12 protein-coding genes are annotated in these 20,836 nt (G+C 64.8%); 8 read left to right on the top strand and 4 right to left on the bottom strand.

What is annotated here, in order from left to right:
- Window positions 1-4 precede the first annotated feature (4 nt).
- Both XH90_RS32405 and XH90_RS32400 read right to left on the bottom strand, forming a co-directional pair.
- Window positions 5-1,531: a permease gene (locus tag XH90_RS32405; protein WP_194478286.1), complete on the bottom strand. Its 1,527-nt coding sequence runs from the start codon at window positions 1,529-1,531 to the stop codon at window positions 5-7.
- Window positions 1,528-2,277, bottom strand: coding sequence for an ABC transporter ATP-binding protein (locus tag XH90_RS32400; RefSeq protein WP_194478285.1), 750 nt, complete (start codon window positions 2,275-2,277; stop codon window positions 1,528-1,530). Before XH90_RS32400 ends, XH90_RS32405 begins: the two co-directional genes overlap by 4 nt.
- A 259-nt stretch (window positions 2,278-2,536) precedes the next feature.
- Between XH90_RS32400 and XH90_RS32395 the strand changes: the two genes are divergently transcribed.
- The 6 genes from XH90_RS32395 to XH90_RS32370 all read left to right on the top strand — a co-directional run bounded on the left by XH90_RS32395 (window position 2,537) and on the right by XH90_RS32370 (window position 9,311).
- A complete protein-coding gene (locus tag XH90_RS32395; protein ID WP_194478284.1) occupies window positions 2,537-3,412 on the top strand; it encodes a branched-chain amino acid ABC transporter permease in 876 nt (291 codons plus the stop codon).
- Window positions 3,413-3,416: 4 nt separating this feature from the next.
- Complete coding sequence (locus tag XH90_RS32390; protein ID WP_194478283.1) at window positions 3,417-4,568, top strand: branched-chain amino acid ABC transporter permease; 1,152 nt, start codon at window positions 3,417-3,419, stop codon at window positions 4,566-4,568.
- Window positions 4,565-5,323 (top strand): ABC transporter ATP-binding protein, encoded by a 759-nt coding sequence (locus XH90_RS32385; RefSeq protein WP_194478282.1) that lies wholly within the window; start codon window positions 4,565-4,567, stop codon window positions 5,321-5,323. Before XH90_RS32390 ends, XH90_RS32385 begins: the two co-directional genes overlap by 4 nt.
- A 4-nt stretch (window positions 5,324-5,327) precedes the next feature.
- On the top strand, window positions 5,328-6,116 hold the full coding sequence (locus tag XH90_RS32380; RefSeq protein ID WP_194478281.1) for an ABC transporter ATP-binding protein: 789 nt from the start codon (window positions 5,328-5,330) through the stop codon (window positions 6,114-6,116).
- 70 nt (window positions 6,117-6,186) lie between these two features.
- On the top strand, window positions 6,187-8,025 hold the full coding sequence (locus XH90_RS32375) for a long-chain fatty acid--CoA ligase (RefSeq protein ID WP_194478280.1): 1,839 nt from the start codon (window positions 6,187-6,189) through the stop codon (window positions 8,023-8,025).
- 86 nt (window positions 8,026-8,111) lie between these two features.
- Window positions 8,112-9,311 (top strand): ABC transporter substrate-binding protein, encoded by a 1,200-nt coding sequence (locus XH90_RS32370; RefSeq protein ID WP_194478279.1) that lies wholly within the window; start codon window positions 8,112-8,114, stop codon window positions 9,309-9,311.
- Window positions 9,312-9,398: 87 nt separating this feature from the next.
- On the opposite strand, the gene XH90_RS32365 is transcribed toward XH90_RS32370, so the two are convergent.
- A complete protein-coding gene (locus XH90_RS32365) occupies window positions 9,399-10,523 on the bottom strand; it encodes a lysozyme inhibitor LprI family protein (protein ID WP_194478278.1) in 1,125 nt (374 codons plus the stop codon).
- 81 nt (window positions 10,524-10,604) lie between these two features.
- Entirely contained in the window at window positions 10,605-11,336 is a 732-nt protein-coding gene (locus tag XH90_RS32360) for a transglutaminase-like cysteine peptidase (protein ID WP_194478277.1), read from the bottom strand.
- A 615-nt stretch (window positions 11,337-11,951) separates the two neighbouring features.
- On the opposite strand from XH90_RS32360, the gene XH90_RS32355 reads away from it, so the two are divergent.
- Both XH90_RS32355 and XH90_RS32350 read left to right on the top strand, forming a co-directional pair.
- Window positions 11,952-18,419, top strand: a complete 6,468-nt coding sequence (locus XH90_RS32355) for a FecR domain-containing protein (RefSeq protein WP_194478276.1) — start codon at window positions 11,952-11,954, stop codon at window positions 18,417-18,419.
- A 155-nt stretch (window positions 18,420-18,574) separates the two neighbouring features.
- Window positions 18,575-20,806 (top strand): CHASE2 domain-containing protein, encoded by a 2,232-nt coding sequence (locus XH90_RS32350; RefSeq protein ID WP_194478275.1) that lies wholly within the window; start codon window positions 18,575-18,577, stop codon window positions 20,804-20,806.
- Window positions 20,807-20,836: the final 30 nt, after the last annotated feature.

The raw sequence follows: 20,836 nt of genomic DNA, 5'->3' as shown, positions 1-20,836 counted from the left end.
GCCTTTAGTCGCGCCTCGGGCTGAACTTCCAGGTCATCGCGACCAGGCCCGCGGTGATCAGGCCGCTGACGATGCCTGCGGTCGGCAGCGTGAGCAGCAGCGCGGAGGTAGCGGCCCAGCCGATCGAGGAGAAGGCTTCGGCGAAGGTGGCAAGCCGCGACGAGGTCTGGCGACGGCGGAATTGGCTGCGCCGGGCCTGGACGCGGAACCAGAGCTGGATCGCGGTGGCGCAGGCTGCGCTGGCGATGATCATGGCCGCCGTGATCGCAGCCTGGAAAGGCGAGGCGAATACCAGTGCAGCAACCAGCGGGCTGAAGATCGCGGCGATCGCGATCAGCACCACCTCGATCTTGGCGCGGATGACGCTCGTGGGTGTGAGTGGCGCGGTCGCGACCAGATCGGGCGCGTCTTCGCCTGATATCGTCAGCCAGGCGAGCCCGCCGGCGAGTTGCCCTGCCGCCATCACGATGACAGGCGAGATGAGAGTCAGCGCCGCGGAACTGTCGCCAAAGCTGCGCCAGAGCAGCAGGGCCGGCGGCACCAGATAGAGCAGTTGCATCAATGTCTGCGAGATCAGCCAGGGATCGCGCCAGAGCAGCATGAATTCCTTGCGCCGCAGCGCCTGCTGCCGCGATCCGCCACGGAATGGACGTTCCTTCGCGCGCTTGCGGTTGGACGTGCCATAGGCGGCGGCGTCGATCGCGGTGTCGGCGAAACGGCCCGAGAAGATCGCCATGACGCATCCCAGCAGCACCAACCCGAGCGCGAGGAGCGACAGCAGCGCCTCGCTGTCGCCCATGGTCGCACGTGCCGGCCACCACCAGATGCTGTCGATGTCGGGCGCGTGGGCGGCGAGAGTGCCCGACGTCAGGATGGTGAAGCGCGACAGCGTGCCGTAGGATATGATCGCTGCGACCTGGAGCGCGATCACGAAACCGGCGCCGATGATCGCAGCCAGGATCTGGGCAACGAAGCGCGTCCGCGCCGGGCCGATCAGGCGGAACAGGAGAATGGTGACGGCAATGGCGATGGCCGCGGCCGACAGGCCCATCGCGACGACCACGCCGAATGCGGCAAGCCACCGCGCGCCGCCGCCGATGACGAGCACGTCGATGAAGGGCGTCGAGAACAACAGCGCCATCGCCGTGACGGTGAGCGCGATTGCGGCGATGCGGACCGAGAACAGGTTCGCCAGCGTCGCCGGCGAGGACATGATCAGGTCGAGATCGGCGCGGGCGTAAAACACCCGCGTCACGGATTCGATCGCCTGCGACAGCATCAAGGTCCAGGCGAGGAAGATCGTCGCCGAGATCACGATCAGCGACGATTTGTCGAGCGGCAGTTGCAGATTGGCGAAGCGGCCGATCACCGCCCAGGCCGGCACGTGCAGCAGCGCGGCGAAGAAGACGAGGCCGATCATAGCGGCGCGCGCGCGCCGGCGCCGGCCGCCCGTCATCATGGCGAACCATTCGCGCCAGGCGAGGCGGAGCTCGTGACGGGCAAACCACGAAAGGGCGGTCGCCGAGCTCATGCGGCTTCCTGGAGCGTCACCAGGGCGATGAAGAGATCCTCCAGGCTGGTGTCGGCATGGCCGTTCTGCTGACGCAGCTCCGTCAGCGTGCCTTCGGCAACGAGGCGGCCCGCGGCGATAACGCCGATGCGATCGGCCATCCGCTCGGCCACCTCGAGAATATGCGTCGTCATGATGACGGTGCAACCGGCGCGGACCCGCTCGCCGAGCAATCCCTTCACGTGGCGGGCGGAGACGGCATCGAGGCCCGTCAGCGGCTCGTCGAGAATGATGAGACGGGGATCGTGCACCAGCGCGCCGGCAAGAGCCACCTTCTGACGCATGCCCTTGGAAAAACCTTCGCAGCGTTCGTGCCGGTGCGGCTCGAGCCCGAGCGAAGTCAGGAGCTCCTCGGCGACCGGCTTCGAGGCCGAGGGCGCGATGCCCCAGAGGCCGGCGACGAATTCGAGATATTCGAGTGGGGTGAGCTTGTCATAGATCATGGGCTCGTCGGAGACCCATGCCATGACTTGCTTGGCGGCGACCGGATGAGCGAGCGCATCGACGCCGAAGATCGAGACACCGCCATCGTCGGGCCTGAGCAGGCCCGCAACCATGCGCAAAGTGGTGGTCTTGCCGGCGCCGTTGGGGCCGACCAGCGCATAGAATTCGCCGGCATGAATGGTGAGATCGAGGCTGTCGACCGCCAAACGGTCAAAACGCTTCGTTAACCCTCGGACTTCCAGTGCCGAGCTGTCCGGCTTCATGACGGCCACACCATGAGGTTTTGCATAGCCCGCGACCATGACCCGAAGATGTTTCGGCCCCGTGAATCGCGCCGCCGCAAATTCCGTCATTCACCTTGGACTAAAGGCAAGTCACCGTTTGTTGACAGCGCGCGGGCCTTCAGGCTGAATTGGCGCCGGGCAAATGCGCTAACGCGGCAGAACGACTGCGTAGCGACTGGACACAAGATGCGGCAAGGCGGTCAAAGAACCGCCGGTCGCGTCGGGAGGATGCGCGGCGATGCTGGATTTCGTTCAGCAGCTGGTCAGCGGCATTGCGCTCGGCTGCGTCTACGGCCTGATCGCGCTCGGCTTCGTGCTCGTCTACAAGGCCACCGAGGTCGTCAACTTCGCCCAGGGCGATCTGATGATGCTGGGCGGCTTCTTCGCCTTCACCTTCATCGGCATGATGGGCCTGAACTACTGGGTCGGCTTCGCCGGCGCCGTGGCGGCGATGGCGCTGTTCGGCATGCTCGCGGAGCGGATCGTGGTGCGGCCGATCCTCGGCTATCCGCAATTCTCCATCATCATGGCCACCATCGGCCTCGGCTATTTCCTGCGCTCGGTCGCCGGCATGATCTGGGGCACCGACGATTTCAAGATCGAGACGCCGTTCAGCCAGGGCGTGCTGCGCATCGGCTCGCTGGTGCTCGCGCATGACAAGCTGTCGGTGATCGCGGCAACGATCATCCTCTGCACGCTGCTCTGGCTGTTCTTCAACAAGACCACGCTCGGCACCGCGATGCGCGCCAGCTCCGAGAACATGCTGGCAGCCTACTACATGGGCATCCCGGTCAAGCGCGTCGTGTCGATCGTCTGGGCGATCAGCGCGGCGGTTGCGACCTGCGCCGGCGTGCTGCTGGCGCCGATAACCTTCATCCATTCCAACGTCGGGCTCGTGCTCGGGCTCAAGGCATTTCCGGCCGCAGTGCTCGGCGGCTTCGGCTCGATCCCCGGCGCGGTCGTCGGTGGCGTCCTGATCGGCGTGATCGAGAGCATGGCCGGGTTCTATCTGCCGGAGGGATGGAAGGACGTCGCGCCCTACGTCGTGCTGCTGGCCGTGCTGTTGCTCAAGCCCGAAGGCCTGTTCGGCCTTCATGCCCGCAAGAAGGTCTGAACGCATGCGCTTCCTGTTCAAGACCGACTATGAGGACGACATCAGGCTGTTTCCGCATTCGGGCTATGTCGTCTCCTACGGCCTGCTGCTCGCGGTGCTGCTGATCGCGCCCTACGTGCTTTCCAGCTATCTGATGAGCCAGCTCGTCTTCGTCTGCATCTACGCGACCGTGGGCGTGGCGCTGTTGATTTTGACGGGCTTTACCGGACAGGCTTCGCTCGGGCACGCCGCGTTCCTCGCGATCGGTGCCTACACGGCGGCCTACCTGCAGAAGTACAACGTACCGTTTCCGGTCTACTTCCTCGCCGCAGGCGTCCTGACCGGCTGCATCGGCGCGCTGGTCGGCTTTCCCGCGCTGCGGCTCCAGGGCATCTATCTCGTCATCGCCACCATCTCCTTCGCTTTCATCGTCGAGGAGATCCTGGCGCGCTGGGAGAGCGTCACCAACGGCAACGAGGGCATGCGGGTCAAGGCGCTGACGCTGCTCGGCGTGACGGTCTCGCGCGACAGCCCCACCTTCTATTTCGTCTGCCTGGCGGTGCTGGTGCTGACCATCGTCGGCACGCTCAACCTGTTGCGTTCGCCGACGGGGCGGGCCTTCGTTGCCATCCGGGACTCCGAGACCGCTGCACGCAGCATGGGCGTCAACGTCGCGCTCTACAAGGTGAAATCCTTCGCGATCTCGGCGGCGATCACCGGCTTTGCCGGCGTGCTGTTCGCGCACAAGCTCTCCTTCATCTCGCCGGAGATGTTCACGCTCCAGCTCTCGATCGAGTTCATCATCGTGATCCTGATCGGCGGCACATTCAGCCTGCACGGCGCGGTGCTGGGCGCGATCTTCATCGTGATGATCGATCCGTTCCTGACATACCTCAAGGACGACATGCCCGGAATCATCGCCGGCATCGCCGCGACCTTTGGAGCGGGCACGGCCGCGGCGGAGAATATCCAGTCGAAGGCCGCGGCCTTCGCCTCGCTCAACGGGCTGAAGGGTGCGATCTACGGCATCATCATCGTGCTGTTCGTGCTGTTCGAACCGCTCGGGCTCTACGGCCGCTGGCTCAAGATCAAACTCTTCTTCCAGCTGTTCCCGCTCTACAAGCGCTCGACCTTCAAGCGGCAGAAGATCTACGTGAAGTCGGAGCGGAACCGATGAGCTATTTCCGCGCCGAAAACCTGTCGCTGCATTTCGGGGGCCTGAAGGCCGTCGACGCAGTGTCCTTCGCGGTCGAGAGGGGCGAGATCCTCTCGATCATCGGGCCCAACGGCGCCGGCAAGAGCTCTATCTTCAACCTGATCTCGCGCATCTACCGGCCGACCTCGGGCCGCATCTTCTTCGAGGACCAGGACATCACCGAACAGCCGCCCTACGACATCGCCAAGCTCGGCATCGCCCGCACCTTCCAGAACATCGAGCTGTTCGAGAATGCGACCGTGCTGTCGAACCTCCTGGTCGGACGCCACCGCCATTCCTCCACGCAGCTCTGGCAGGAATTGCTATTCCTGCCGAGCGTGCGCGCCAATGAGAAGGTGCACCGCCGCCGGGTCGAGCAGGTGATCGAGTTCCTCGACCTCGAGGCCTATCGCGACAAGCTGATCTCGGGCCTGCCTTACGGTGTCCGCAAGGTGATCGAGCTTGCGCGCGCGTTGTGCACGGAGCCGAAGCTGATTCTGCTCGACGAGCCGTCCTCCGGCCTCAATGTCGAGGAGACCGACGACATGTCGTTCTGGATCCGCGACATGAAGAGCGAGCTCGGCGTCACCGTGCTGATGGTCGAGCACGACATGTCGTTGGTCAACCGCGTCTCCGATCGGGTGATCGCGCTGAACTACGGCCGCGTGCTGGCGATGGGCTCGCCCACCGAAGTCCAGCAGCACCCCGACGTCGTCGCTGCGTATCTGGGAGCGTGATGCGATGGATGCGACCGTTGCGCCCGACATCATCCTGAAGCTCTCCAACATCGAGAGCTACTACGGGCCGATCATGGCGATCCGCGGCATCTCGCTGGAGGTGCCGCGCGGCCGTATCGTCACGCTGCTGGGCGCCAACGGCGCCGGCAAGACCACGGTGCTCAAGACCATCTCCGGCATTCTCGACCCGCAGAAGGGCTCGATCGAGTTCATGGGCAAGCCGATCCAGCGGATGGAAGCCGATCGCATCGTGCGGCTCGGCCTCAGCCATGTCCCCGAAGGACGCGAGGTGTTCCCGTTCCTCTCGGTGCGCGAGAACCTGATGATGGGCGCCTATCCGCGCAGCGACCGCGACGGCGTGGCGGACGATCTGGAGCGGGTCTATGGCTATTTCCCGCGACTGAAGGAGCGCATCAACCAGCCGGCTGGCCAGCTCTCCGGCGGCGAGCAGCAGATGCTCGCGATCGGGCGCGCGCTGATGAACCGTCCGACGCTGCTGCTGCTCGACGAGCCCTCGCTCGGCCTGTCGCCGATCCTGGTGAAGGAGATCTTCACCATCATCCGCCGCGTCAACGAGGAGCAGGGCATGTCGATCCTGCTGGTCGAGCAGAATGCACGCGTGGCGCTGGAGACCGCGCATTATGGCTATGTGCTGGAGATCGGGCGCGTCGTGATGAACGACAGCTGCGACCGCTTGATGCATTCCCAGGACATCCAGGAATTCTACCTTGGCGCCAAGGAAGCCGGCGCGCGAGGCGAACGGCGCTGGAAGAAGAAAAAGACCTGGCGATGAAAGACTTTGCGGTGAAACTTGGCGGTGAAAGACGTCGATGAAGCGCTGAAGCGGCAACGAGGAGAGACGCATGGCCCGACCGGCGGTGCTGACGGTCGCTGATACGATCGCAAAGAGCTTTTTGCGCGCGGCAGAAGTGCGCGGCGACAGGCCAGCGATCCGCGAGAAGAAATTCGGCATCTGGCAGCCGACGAGCTGGCGCGAATGGCTGCAGATCTCCAGGGAAATCGCCTACGGCCTTCGCGCCATCAACTTCATGCCGGGCGACGTCGCTTCCATCATCGCCAATGCGGTCCCGGAATGGATCTACGCCGACATGGGTATCCTCTGCGCCGGCGGCGTCTCCTCCGGCATCTACCCGACCGACGCATCGGCCCAGGTCGAATACCTCATCAACGATTCCACGACGCGGGTGATCTTCGCCGAGGACGAAGAGCAACTCGACAAGATCCTCGCCTGCCGCGCCCGCTGTCCCAGCCTGCAGCGGATCGTCGTGTTCGACATGGAGGGCCTCAGCGGCTTCTCGGACGACATGGTGATGTCGTTCGAGGAGTTCCGCGCGCTCGGCCGCAACCACATGGTCGGCCGCGAAGCGCTCTGGCAGGAGATGGTCGACAGCCGCAGCGCGAGCGATCTCGCCGTGCTCGTCTACACCTCGGGCACGACAGGTCCGCCCAAGGGCGCGATGCACGCCAACCGCAGCGTCACGCACCAGATGCGGCATGCCAACGACTTCATCCCTGCGCGCGAGGACGAAGACCGGTTGATCTTCCTGCCGCTCTGCCACGTCGCCGAGCGCGTCGGCGGCTACTACATCTCGGTCGCGCTCGGCTCGGTCATGAACTTTGCCGAGAGCCCCGAGACCGTGCCGGACAATCTGCGCGAGGTACAGCCGACCGTGTTCCTCGCGGTGCCGCGGATCTGGGAGAAATTCTATTCGGCCATCACGATCGCGCTGAAGGACGCGACGCCGCTCCAGCAATGGGTCTATCGCCGCGCCATCGCGATCGGTTATCGCATGGTCGACTGCCGGATCGAAGGCAAGGCGCCGCCGCTGGGCCTGCGCATCGCCAACGGCGTCGCGTACCGGCTGGCCTTCCGCAACATCCGCCGCATGATCGGGCTCGATCGCTGCCGCATCGCCTTCACCGGCGCGGCACCGATCGCGCCGGACCTGATCCGCTGGTACCTCGCGCTCGGCATCGACATGCACGAGGTCTACGGCCAGACCGAGAATTGCGGGGTTGCGACCATGATGCCGGGAAAGCGCGTCAAGCTCGGCTCGGTCGGTACGGCGGTGCCCTGGGGAGAGGTCGCGCTGTCGCCCGACGGCGAGATCCTGATCAAGGGCGACTTCCTGTTCATGGGCTATCTGAACCAGCCGGAGAAAACGGCGGAGACCATCGATACCAGAGGCTGGCTGCACACCGGTGACGTCGGCACCATCGACAACGAAGGCTTCGTCCGCATCACCGACCGGATGAAGGACATCATCATCACCTCGGGCGGCAAGAACATCACGCCGTCGGAGATCGAGAACCAGCTGAAATTCTCGCCCTACATTTCGGACGCCGTCGTGATCGGCGACAAGCGGCCGTATCTCACCTGCCTCGTGATGATCGACCAGGAGAACGTCGAGAAATTCGCCCAGGACCACGACATCCCCTTCACCAACTACGCCAGCCTGTGCCGGGCCAGCGAAATCCAGGACCTGATCTGGCGCGAGATCGAAGGCGTCAACGCGAATTTCGCCCGCGTCGAGACCGTCAAGAAATTCTACCTGATCGAACGCCAGCTCACCCCGGAGGACGAGGAGCTGACGCCGACCATGAAGCTGAAGCGCGGCTTCGTGAACAAGCGCTATGCCGCCGAGATCGACGCGATGTATCGCGAGCGCGCGGTGGCTTAGCGCGCGCACGCGCGTGCAAACAAGAAGGCGAAGCGGTGATGGCCCCGCCCTTCGCGTCATACGGGCCCCAAGGAGAGGAGACGTCAATGTCGAAATCGTTGAAAGCGTTCGGCCTTGCTGTGGGCGTGGTGGCGCTCACCTGTCTGCCGGCCGCAGCGCAAACCAAGGTCACCAATGAAGGCATCTCGGCCAGCGAGATCGTGATCGGCACCCATCAGGATCTGTCGGGTCCGATCAAGGTCTGGGGCGTGCCCGTGTCCAACGGCATGAAGATGGCGGTCGAGGAGATCAACGCGGCTGGCGGCATCCACGGCCGCAAGATCAGGATGATCCTCGAGGACAACGGCTACGATCCGAAGAAGGCGGTGCTGGCCTCGCAGAAGATGGTCGAGCGCGACAAGATCTTCGCCATGATCGGCCCGATGGGCTCGCCGACCGTGCTCGCCGCGCAGGACATCCTGTTCGACGCCGGCGTGCTCCAGCTCTTCCCGCTGACCGCGGCCGAGTTCACCTTCAAGTTCGATCCCGCCAAGCCGCAGGAGCGGCTGAAGTTCAACAATCTGCTGCCTTACGTCGAGAGCACGCGCGCCGCGCTGAAATACATGATGGAGTGGAAGAACTTCAAGAAGCCCTGCATCATGCACCAGGACGACGAGTACGGGAAGAACGTGCTCGACGGCTTCAACCAGCAGCTCGCCGCGATGAAGGTGCAACCGGCCGCGATCACGAGCTTCAAGCGCGGCGCCTCCGACTTCAGTGCGCAGATCGCCAAGATGAAGTCCGACGGCTGCGATCTCGTCGTGCTCGGCACCATCATCCGCGAGACCATCGGCGCGATGACTGAGGCCAGGAAGCTCGGCTGGGACGTGACCTTCCTCGGTGCCACGCCCACCAACGTGCTGGAGGTGCCGATGCTCGGCAAGGAGGCGGTCGAAGGGCTCTATGCGGCCTCGGGCTTCGAGATCCCCTACGAAGACACCGCCAAGGGCAAGGTCCACGACTGGCTGATCAACTACAAGAAGATGTTCAACACCGATGCGAACACGCAGGCGATCATCGGCTACAACGCGGTGATGACGTTTGCGTTCTACGCGGACAAGGCCGGCAAGGATCTGACCGGGCAGAAGATGCTCGATTCGCTGGAGTCGGGCGACAAGTTCCTCGACATCTTCAACTCGCCGCCGACCAAGTTCTCCAAGACCGACCACCTTGCCAACACCATCACCCAGGTGCAGCAGGTCAAGGGCGGCCGCTGGGTGCTGGTGAAGGACAATCTGATGTTTTGATGTGCGCCTCTCCTCGCTTGCGGGGGGAGGAAGCAGCCTCGCCACAACTCTCTCCCCGCAAGAACGGGGAGAGGGAGACAGGGTCGTCTACGAACCCCCGCCCGCCGTCCCCGAATTCACCGGCGCCAGCTCGTCCTCGCGGCAGCGCCAGCCGTCGGCGGCTTTGACGAAGGCAAAGATGCGCTGGATCCTCAGCCGGCGCGTGACGTTGAAGGCTGCCGCGGAGCGCTCCTTGCCGGTCGCGGCCGGCTGCGGCCGGCCGGTGCCGGCGTCCCAGCAGGTGCCGGTACAGGTCGAGGCGACCTTGCTGCAGGTGGTGAACGGTGCCAGCACCACCATCTCGATCTCGCCGGTGACCTGCGCCTCCTGATCGGTCACCTTGCTGTCGAGCGCGTAGACGCGGTTGATGCGCAGGAAATTGCCGCACGAATTGGCCGCGTGAATGCGCGCGGCGCAGAAGTCGACGGCGTCGGTGTCGGGCTCCCGGGCTGCGACCTGGCGGCCGAACACCTGCTTCGGATCGCCCTTGGCGGCCGCGATCTCGTCGGTCTTTTGCTTCAGATATTCGGCGAGGCAGTCTTCCGCGGAGCCGAGCTCCTCGAGCGGCACGTTCTCCTTGCCGACCAGATTGCACTTGCGATCGCGCTCGCGCGTCCAGCGGCCGTATTCGGCGAAGGCAAAGCGTGCGGCGGTTGGGTCGAGCTTGCCGATCAGGCCGAGCACCTGGCTGTTGAGCTCGGTCTCGGTCAGCGCCAGGGACGGGTCCGCGCAGATCAGCGCGCCGGCCGCCGTGTTGGCCGCGAGACAGTCGAAATCGGGATCGCGCACGATCGCGGCGCGGTCCTTCGTCACCTTGAGCAGGCAGGCCTTCACCCGGTCGAAATCGTCATCGCGGATCGCGGCCTGGCCGACGATGCCGCAGCCGAGATTGCGCTGGCGATTCCAGATCGCGTTCTCCTCGATCGCGGGCAGGCGATCGGGCAGGCGGGCGAGCCGCGCCTCGATGGCCGCAGACAGCTTCTCGGCGGCCGCGGACAGCTCGGCGTCACCGCAGAACAATTGGTTGCCGGGATCGCGAATCTGCTGGCAGTCGTTCCTGGCGAACAGCGGCAGCCTGTCGGCGATGGCGGGAGCGGATGTGCCGGACTGAGCGAAGCCTGGCGCCGCGGGCCAGGCCAGCAGCGCAAGCACAGTCACCACGATCGACCGCATTCCGGATGTCCCCAGCATTGCCGTGGCCATGCTAGCGTCTCGGATCGCGCGGCGAAATGGGTTTGTAGGGTTACGGCGAGATCAATGCGCCGCGGGGGCGATCATCGAGAACCGCACGGGCTCGACGGCATATTTCAGCACGGCCGACTGGTAGAGCACGAACAGCGGCTGGTAGGTGCGTGCGTCGTCGTCCTCGACCATCGCCATGCGGCGGTTGTCCAGCATCAGCCAGTGACCGTCGAGCTTTGCCGCGACGACCGCATGGTCTTCGCCGACCCTGACGTCGCGCACCACGACGAGGCGGAGGTCTTCCGCGGCGACGCCGGCAAGCCGCAGCGCGGCGAGCTTGGCGATGGCATAGTCTTCGCAGTCGCCGGCGCCGCGCGCGAAGGTCGCGAGCGGCGAGCTCCAGACGTCGTCGGCGCCGTCATCGGCGGCGCGGATGCCGAGGTTGATGGCCCGGTTGGTCTCGCCGAGCCGCGCGCGGCCGTCGCGCGTGCGGGCCTGGTCGACGATGGCGAGCAGCTTCAGCGCCGCGGGCGAGGCGCAGTGGTCGCGGTCGCCGTCGCACAGCGCGAGCTGCACCATGTCGTCGTCGAACTGGTCCTTCAATGCGAGCCATTTCCGACGCAGGCCGCCGGTGGAAATGGCGAAGGCGAACACGCCGAACGGCTCGGCCGATTTGCGCACGAGCACGCCCGCACCCGGCGACAGCAAGGTGCCGGCACGAAGATCGGCGGCGGATCCGAACAGGAACAATCCGCACAGGACAAGGATAGCGCGCCAGGCGCGCGAGCGAGCAGCGGTCTCCATCTGACATCCCCTTCCAGCTTCGCCGGGTCCCCTTCGACCTGCACGTGCCGGGCTTGTTGCTTTCGCGGAGATAGTGCGAGACGGGCCGTTTTGTTCTGCTTAACGCGCCGAGGCAGGGTGCCGAAACCGCGGGGCAGGCTCAACCGGGCCTGCCCAAATTGCGTAAAGTTTTACGAATCGGGGCGGGGAGAGGCCCGGCTGCCGCGAAATCGAATCGATTGCATGCGGAGGTTGCAGGCCGGGCGATTATGCGCCTATGGCTAACGACCCGCTATTTTACGGGTTTTGTTAGTTGGGTCACAGATTTGGCTCCGTATTTGCCGCAGGATGTTGCGGGGCACCACGAAGAAGAGATGACACGAGTATCTGCTGCTGGATGATTACTTCTGAATACATGGGGACCAGAAGAGCATGCGCAAATAGACAAAACTATACATATCAAGATCGTGGGGATGACTTCAGCTTCTCCATCGATGTCGTCCTGAGCATAGTCGTTGCGCGCCGAGTCACGCTGAATCACACAAGCAATAGATGGTTTCGCTAATGACTTGGTAATGATATGCAAGCTTAGGCGGTGGATACTTTCTTAAATATTAACCCTTTTTCGGTGCCCGGTTGAACTACGCTGGCAAATTTGACGCCGCGCTCTCTTTGGATGGCCAGGGTTTTCGCACGCCCGCCTCCGACCATGTCGATTCCTTTACCGCCAAGGCGCATGGCCACGTGCCTGACGGCGCGATCGTCATTGCCGATCCCAATCTGATCTTCCACGGCGAGTTCAAGCGCACCGGTGTCGATCTCGTGCTGTCCCGTGACGGCCATGACTTCGTCGTTCACGATTATTTCAGGGGCGACAAGCGCGCGGCGATCGCCTCGCCCGACGGCGCCCATCTCACCGGCGACATCGTCAGCGCGCTCACGGGCTACGTTCAGGTCGCGCAGGCCGCGCCCGGCGCCGCCACGGCGCAGGTGATCGGCCACGTCACCAAGCTCACCGGCAGCGCGACCGCGATCCGCAACGGCGTCTCGGTCATCCTGAACAACGGCGACAATGTCGAAAAGGGCGACGTGGTTTCGACCGGTTCGGACTCGACGCTCGGCATCACCTTCATCGACGGCACCGTGTTCGGCCTGTCCTCCAACGCGCGGATGGTGCTGAACGAGATGGTCTACGACCCCAACGGGTCGAACAATTCCTCGCTGCTCAGCCTGGTCGCGGGCACCATCACCTTCGTCGCCGGCGACACCGCCAAGCACGGCGACATGAAGATCGACACGCCGGTCGCCACCATGGGCATCCGCGGCACCGCGGTGCTGACGGAGATCAACTTCGTCGTTCCCCCGGGCGGCGGTGATCCGCAGCCGCAGGCGAATTTCCAGGTGCTGGTCGAGCCGAACGGCACCACCGGCTCCTACATCCTGTTCGACAAGCTGACGCTGCTGCCGATCGCGACGGTCAATCAGGCCGGCCAGATGATCCAGATCAGCGGCGGCAACGTCTCGGTCACCAATGCGCTGCTGTCGCCCGATGTGCAGAAGCTGATCACGGACGTGTTCACGCTGAAGTTCACGGACAACAACACCAACACCAAGCTCACCACGAACTTCACCGACACCATCACGCAGAACGGCAACATCGTCATCATCAAGACGGACACTGGTGCGACCGCGACCGCGACCTTCACCAATACCGTCAACAATGGCACCGGCCCCGGGCAGGGCGGGACGGACAAGGGGGCCGATCGTTTTCCTGGACCGCCCGACGCGCGCACCCTCGATGCCAACGGTAATGTCACGACGGCGTTCGCCACGACCGAGCACGCCGCGGCGACCGGCGACCGCGCAGACGCGACCGGCGCGCCCGTGCCTTCCGACACGATCACCATCCGGGTCACGTTCGTCGACCAAAACCTGGGCGACCGGCCAACGGTGTCGGTGAGCCTCGACGCATCAAACTACACCTATAAGGACGCCGGTGATCACGACGTCACCGCCTCGCTCACTGCTCTGCAGAAGCAGGACATCGCGGCGACGCAGGTCCAGATCGCCGTCGCCGCCGACGGCGGCAACAACAACAACGGTTCGGCGGTCCTGACCTACACGGTCCCCGACCACGTCTTCGACTTTCTGGCGGCCGGCGAAACGCTGACGCTGACCTACAATGTCAGCGTCAACAACAATTTCGCGGTCCAGCCCGAAGCCAAGACCATCCCGATCACCATCACGATCACCGGCACCAACGACAAGCCCGTGATCGCCACCAGCGTCCCGACCATCACGTTCGCGGGCGGCACCAGCGTCCCCGGCGGGCCGCTCACCAGCGACGTGCCGACGTCGGGCACGCTGACTTTCAACGATGTCGACCTCACCGACGCGCATACGGTGTCGGTGTCGGATTTCAGTGCGGTCCTGCCCGGTGGCACTGTTCCCACGGCCATCTCCGACTTCCTCGCGGGTGCCTTGCTGGTCTCGATCGGATCCGGCGATGACAGTACCGGAACCGGCACGGGGACGGTCACCTGGTCGCTGAAGGACATTCCGGTCTACCTCGCGGACTTCATTCCGCAGGATGAAGTGCTGACGCTGACCTACACGGTGACGGTCACGGATTCGCAGGGCGCGACCTCGAACCAGACCATCACGGTCACGATCACCGGCACCGACGCTCCTGCCGTGGTGTGGATCGCGACGAACGCGCCCTCGGGCGGTTTCTGGAAGGACGGTGCCAACTGGGAAACCGGCACCGTTCCGACGATCAATGACGACGTCATCGTCATCACCGATCAGCTGCATGGGCTGACGCCCTCCTATCCCGTCACGATCGACCTCCCGGCGTTCGGCAAGTCGCTGACGATGGATGATTACGACACGACGGCCGACCACACCGCGCCGGAGGTGATCAACCACAGCACGCTCACGCTCGCGGGCACGCTCACGCTCAATGCCGACGCGAAGTTGACCAATGCTGCGCACGGCACCGTCTTCGTCGGCGGCGCGATCGATGTCGAGACGATCACCCGGAAGAACGGCGATGTCGTCGTCAACACCGCGGCGATTGCCAATGCGGGCACGCTCACGCTGGCCGCAGGCGGCAAGATCGCCTCCCTGACCACCATCGCCAATTCCGGCACGATCGAACTTTCCGGCGGCACGCTGGCGCTGAACACCAGCATCGCCAATGATGGCGGTGGCGTGCAGGTCGATTCCGTTGCGACGCTGGTTGCGGACACCGTGACGGTCGACGGCGGCACCCTCACCATTCTCGGCACGCTGGAGCTCGACGGCACCAGCCTGATCGAGAACGGCACGCTGAACAATTCCGGTGCGGTCAACGTCAAGGGTGCGGCGGAGTTCGCCAACGAAATCGTCGACAACGTCGGCGGCACGATCGAGATCTGGGCGAACGACACGCTGACCCTGAACGGCGTCACGATCAGCGGCGGCGCCGTCGAGGGCGACGGCAGCATCGACGTCACCGGCGCCAGCCGGATCGACGGCGGCGCGACGCTGAGCGCGAGCGCCGTGACGGTCGAAAGCGACGCCACGCTGACATTCGGCGATGCGACGGTGTCGACAGGCGCCATCGACAATGGCGGCACCGTCGAGGTCGAAGCCGACGAGACGCTGACGTTTGCCGGCGCCACCCTGACCGGCGGCACGCTGGCGATCACGGGCACGCTTGAAACGACCGGCACCAGCGCCATCGACAGCGCCGACACCACCGTAGCCACGACCGGAACGATCTCCGTCACCAGCGGCACGCTGACGATCGACCCTGGAACGCTGCACGCCATCACCAATCACGGCCTGATCGAAGCGGTGACCGGCGGCACGCTGAATCTGACGACTGCCACGATCGGCAATGCCGACGGCACGATCTCGGTTGACGGCACGTCGAAGCTCTTTCTGACCGACGTCTCGATCAACGGCGGCAGCCTTACCAACGCCGGCAATCTCTACAGCGCCGGTCTCGACACGGTGACAGGCGGCGTCACCAACACCGGTGTCATCGAGGTTCAGGGCGGCACGCTGAACCTGTCCGGCGGCCTCACCGGCGCCGGCAAGCAGATCATCATCGACGACGAGGCGACGCTCGAGCTGGCCGGCGCTGACGCGCAGGCCATCAGCTTTGCCGGCGGCACCAGCACGCTTCAGCTCGACAAGGTGGCCGGCCAGAGCTTCACCGGCACGATCGCGGGTACCTCGTCGCAGGACGGCACCTTCACGATCACCGGAACGGCCGATATCTCGACATCGCTGGGCGACGCGCTCGACTTCACGGCCTCGGGCGGGACGAGCGATGGCGGCGGTGGCAACATCGTGCTGACACCGACCGGCACGCTGGCCGGTCACGACAACGGCATCGTCGTCACCCAGGACGGCATCGGCGATATCTCGCTCACGACGGTCGGCGATATCACGGGCCAGACCGGCAGCGGCATCGTGCTGCACGACGGCGTCAACGGGGCCGGCGGCATCACGGCGACGATCGGCGGCGGCGTCACCGGCGCCGTCGGCCTCGATGTCGTGTCCCATGGCGACGGCGACGTCACCATCACGAACAACGGTGACATCACCGGCACGGCCTCGTTCGGCATCGATGTCGACCAGAACGATTCGGGCGCGGCCGGCGCGACGCACGTCGTCAATCACGGCAACGTGGTCGGCGCCGACGGTGTTGCGGCAATCTCCATCCAGGAAAACGACGCCAACGCGGCCGTGATCGACAATTCCGGCATCATCGGACCCGCTGATGCGGACACGGTGACCTCGACGACCTATGCGATCGTCGAGGCCGGCGGCGCCGTCACCATCAACAACACCGGCCACATCAACGGCAACATCTCTGTCGCCTCCGCCACGTTCAACAACGAGGCGGGCGGCACCTGGACGGTCGCCGGCAGCGGCGTGTTCGGCGATGCGTCGTCGATCGTCAATCACGGCGACATCGATCTGCACGGCGCCTCGATCTCCGGCACCGGGCTGAGCGTCGAGAATGACGGCGGCATCGACAGCTGGGGCGCTGCGTCGATCGCGGGCGATATCACCAATGCCGACACCGGCCTGATCGAGGTTCACGCCGGGACGCTGACGCTGTTCGGCTCGCTGACGGGCTCGACGTCGGGCGCGGTCGTCGTCGATGCCGGTGCCACGCTCGAGGTCAAGGGCGCGGTATCGCAAACGGTCACGCTCGCCGGCGACGGCGCCGAGCTCGAGATCGACACGCAGCATTTCGGCGGCGCGATCGCGGACCTGACCGCGAACGACAAGATCGACCTGACGATGATCAAGTGGGGGCTCGGCACCACCGCGGACTATGTCCCCAATGCCGACGATCCCGCCAGCGGCGGTGTGCTGACGGTTACCGGCGACGATGGTGCGACCATCAGCCTGACCCTGGTCGGCGACTATCGCGACGCACATTTCGCCGGCAGCGACGAGAGCGGCCACACGCTGATCACCATCCACGCCGACGACGACGCACCGGCATTGACCACGGATGGTGCGACCTTGACGGCGAACGTCTCCGAGCTCGCCGATACCACCAATTCTCCGACGCTCGACCCGTCGCCGGCCGCGACGGGCTCGATCGCTTTCACCGACATCGACCTGACCGACCGCCCGACGGCGACGATCACGGACGGGTCGGCCACCTGGCTCGCTGCCGGCGGCCATACCCAGCTCACGCTGACCTCGGGACAGGCAAGTGCGTTGGAAAATGCGCTTTCGGTCCTGACGTCGGGCAAGAACAACGGCACCGCCGACTGGAGCTATTCGATCGCCGACAGCGCGCTGGATTTCCTCGCGCGGGGCCAGACCGCGACGGTGATCTCGACCATCACGCTCGACGACCATCACGGCGGGAGCGATACGGCGCAGGTGACGGTCACGGTCGCCGGCGCCAACGACGCGCCGACGCTCGCCGACACGACGCTGCCGTCCGTCGCCGGCAACCAGGGCGACCCGGCCGGGCACAGCTTCAGCGATCTGTTCCAGGGCAAGTTCGCCGACGTCGACGACGGCGGCAGCCTTCAGGCCATCGCGGTGACGTCGGACACGGCGTCATCGAGCCAGGGCGTCTGGCAATACGAGCTCGCAGACACCGGCCAGTGGGTCGACATCGGCTCGGTCAGCGACACCCATGCGCTGGTGCTGGACCCCGGCACGCTGGTGCGATTCGTCCCGGCCAACGGCTTCACCGGCACCCCGGATCCGCTCGGTGTCCACGCCCTCGACGACACCTATACTGGCGGCATCACGAGCTCCGCCTCGCCGGTGACGACCGATATCACGGTGATGGATGCAGACGGCACGGCCTCGGTCTCGCACCAGGCCGCCACGATCGGCACGAGCGTGACCGCCCCCGTCGGCGGGCCCGTGATCGACACCACTCATTTCTACGTCGTGCATGACGGCGAGCTCGGCACCGACACCATCTTCAATCTCTCGGTCACAGACACCGATTCCGGCGCTTCGACGGATGACTTCACGGTCACGGCAACCACCGCGCATGCGCCGGGCAGCAGCGTCGATCTGTCGCCGACGTCGGGGTCGCTCGCCGACATCAACACGGCCTTCACGGACGGTGTCACCTACAGTGGCGGCGTCACGCCGCCTGATACCGACCAGATCGCGGTGACGGTGACGGACAAGACCACCGGTCTCTACGACACCGTCAACTTTATCTTCAACGAGGGCGACGCCAGCAACGGCGTCACGCTGACCGGCACCAGCGGCAAGGACGTCATCTTCGCGACGACGACCGGCGACACGCTGACGGGCGGTGACGGCAAGGACCAGTTCGTGTTCGCGCCGGGCTCGAGCGGGGGCGACGCCACGCACACCGTCACCGATTTCATCGAAGGCCTCGACACGATCGACCTGCGCCAGTTCTCCGGTGTCAGCTCCATCGGCAATCTGACCATCGTCCAGCAGCAGACCTCTGCCGACACGCTGGTCACATGGAGTCAGCAGATCAGTCATTCGGCCGGACCGCCGGTCACGGAGAACGAACAGCTCCTGCTGAAGAACGTGATTGCCGCCAATCTCAAGGCCAGCGATTTCATCTTCCACGTGACCTGACGAGCGCCGGATCCGGCCGGCTGGCCCGCGGCGAACGCCCAGCCTGACCCCGGCAAAAAATCGACAATCCTTCGCCCCAGGGAATAGCCAACCGCGCACTGAAGTTCCATGATCGGCCTCCGAGGACGTGGCGCGCGGCAGGAAGCTCGACTGACATGAAACGTCTCAAAATCTGGCGCCGGTGGTTCGCGCAAAAATTCGGCTTCGCGCGGCTGCTGTGCCTTGGGCTGCTGATCGTGTTTGCAGCCCTTCGGCTCTGGGATCCGCCGCCGGTCCAGGAACTGCGGCTCCGCACCTTCGACATGTTCCAACTGATCGATCCCCGGCACAAGACGGTGCGGCCGGTCACCATCGTCGACATCGACGACAAGAGCCTTGCCAGGTTCGGCCAGTGGCCATGGTCGCGCACGCGCATCGCGGACATGATCATCAACCTCACCAGCAACGGCGCGGTGGCGATCGGCTTCGACGTGGTGTTCTCCGAGCCCGACCGGCTCAATCCGGATCTGGTTGCGAGCCAGATGCGCTATCTGGACGACGCCACCCGCACCAGGCTGCGCGAACTGCCGAGCAACGACCAGGTCCTCTCCGAAGCGATCAGGCGCTCGCGCGTGGTGCTGGGCGAGACCGGGCAGTCGACGATCACGTCGGAGATCGACAAGGAGCTTCCCTTCACCGGCGTGGCGACGGTCGGTGAAGCCGGGGCCGAGCGCTTTCTGTTCGAATTCCCGGGCCTCCTGCGCAACGTGCCCGTCATCGAGAAGGTCGCCGCCGGTCGCGGCCTGTTCACGATCAGGACCGAGCGCGACGGCCTGATCCGGCGCGTGCCGACGGTCATGCTCGCGCAGGGCAACATCATGCCCTCGCTCAGCCTCGAGATCCTGCGGGTCGTCACGGGGACTCCGACGCTGCTGGTGCGGACCGACAAGGCCGGCGTCCGCGCCGTCCGCCTCAAGGGTGTCGAGATCCCGACCGACGAGAACGGTCAAATCTGGGTGCACTATGCCCGTCACGATCCCTCGATCTACGTCTCGGCGGCCGACGTGCTCGACAACACCGTGCCGCCGAGCAAGATCAACGGCAAGCTGGTGCTGATCGGTACCTCCGCGGTCGGCCTGAACGACATCAAGACCACGCCGGTGTCGCGCGCCATGCCGGGTGTCGAGATTCACGCCCAGGTGCTCGAAAGCATATTGACGGGCGCAACGATCTCCCGGCCGAACTACGCGCTCGGCATCGAATTGCTCGCAGCGATGATCATCGGCATTCTCGTCATCATCTTCACGCCGAATCTCGGCCCGGTCAGGCTGGTGGTTGCGGGCGCGATGTTCGCCGCCATCCTGATCGGCACGTCCTGGTTCTTCTACTCGCAGTACCGCTATATCATCGACTTCACCTATCCGCTGCTGTCGACGACCGCGATCTACCTGACCTTCATCTTCGCGAGCTTCGTGCGCGAGCAGCGGCAGCGGAAGGAGATCCGCGGCATCTTCGCGCAATACATGTCGCCCGTCCTGGTCGAGCAGATGGCGCAGTCGCCGGAGAAGGTCGTGCTCGGCGGCGAGGAGCGCGAGATGACGATCATGTTCTCCGACGTGCGCGGCTTCACCACGATTTCGGAGAGCTACAAGCACGATCCGCAAGGGCTCATCGTGCTGATGAACCGCTTCCTGACGCCGCTCACCGACGTGATCATCGAAGAGAAGGGCTACGTCGACAAATACATGGGCGACGCCATCATGGCGTTCTGGAATGCACCGCTCGACGATGCCAACCACCAGGTCAACGCCTGCGAGGCCGCGGTCCAGATGCTCGAGAAGATCGACGTGGTCAACAAGGAGCGCGAGCAGGAGGCCGCCGACGGCGGCCGCATCTACATCCCGCTCAATGTCGGCATCGGTCTCAACACCGGCATCGGCGTGGTCGGCAACATGGGCTCCGATCTGAAGAAGAACTATTCGGTGCTCGGCGACAGCGTCAACCTGGCGTCACGCCTCGAAGGCCAGACCAAGGAATACGGCTTCCCGATCATCGTCGGCTCCCGCACCGCGCTCGCCGCCAAGGACAGGTTCGCGATCCTCGAGCTCGACTTCATCATGGTCAAGGGCAAGACCGAGCCGGAAGTGATCTATGCGATCGCCGGCCGCGAGGACGTGATGCATTCGGCCGCGTTCCAGCGCCTGCGCAACATCACCATCGAGATGCTCGGCTGCTACCGCAGCTGCGATTGGCAGGGCGCGCTGGACGCCATCGAGCGCGGCCGCCGCAGCGAGGATGCCGATACGCTGGAAAAGCTGTTCAAGCTGTACGAGGCGCGCATCAAGGAGTTCAGGATCAACCCGCCGCCGGAAGGCTGGACCGGAGCGTATGCGCTGCTGACGAAATAGAGGGCGAGGCTTTACGCTCGTCCCACGACG

The sequence above is a fragment of the Bradyrhizobium sp. CCBAU 53338 genome, from assembly GCF_015291665.1.
Taxonomy (GTDB): domain Bacteria; phylum Pseudomonadota; class Alphaproteobacteria; order Rhizobiales; family Xanthobacteraceae; genus Bradyrhizobium.
This window is presented reverse-complemented; position numbering and strand designations above follow the sequence as displayed.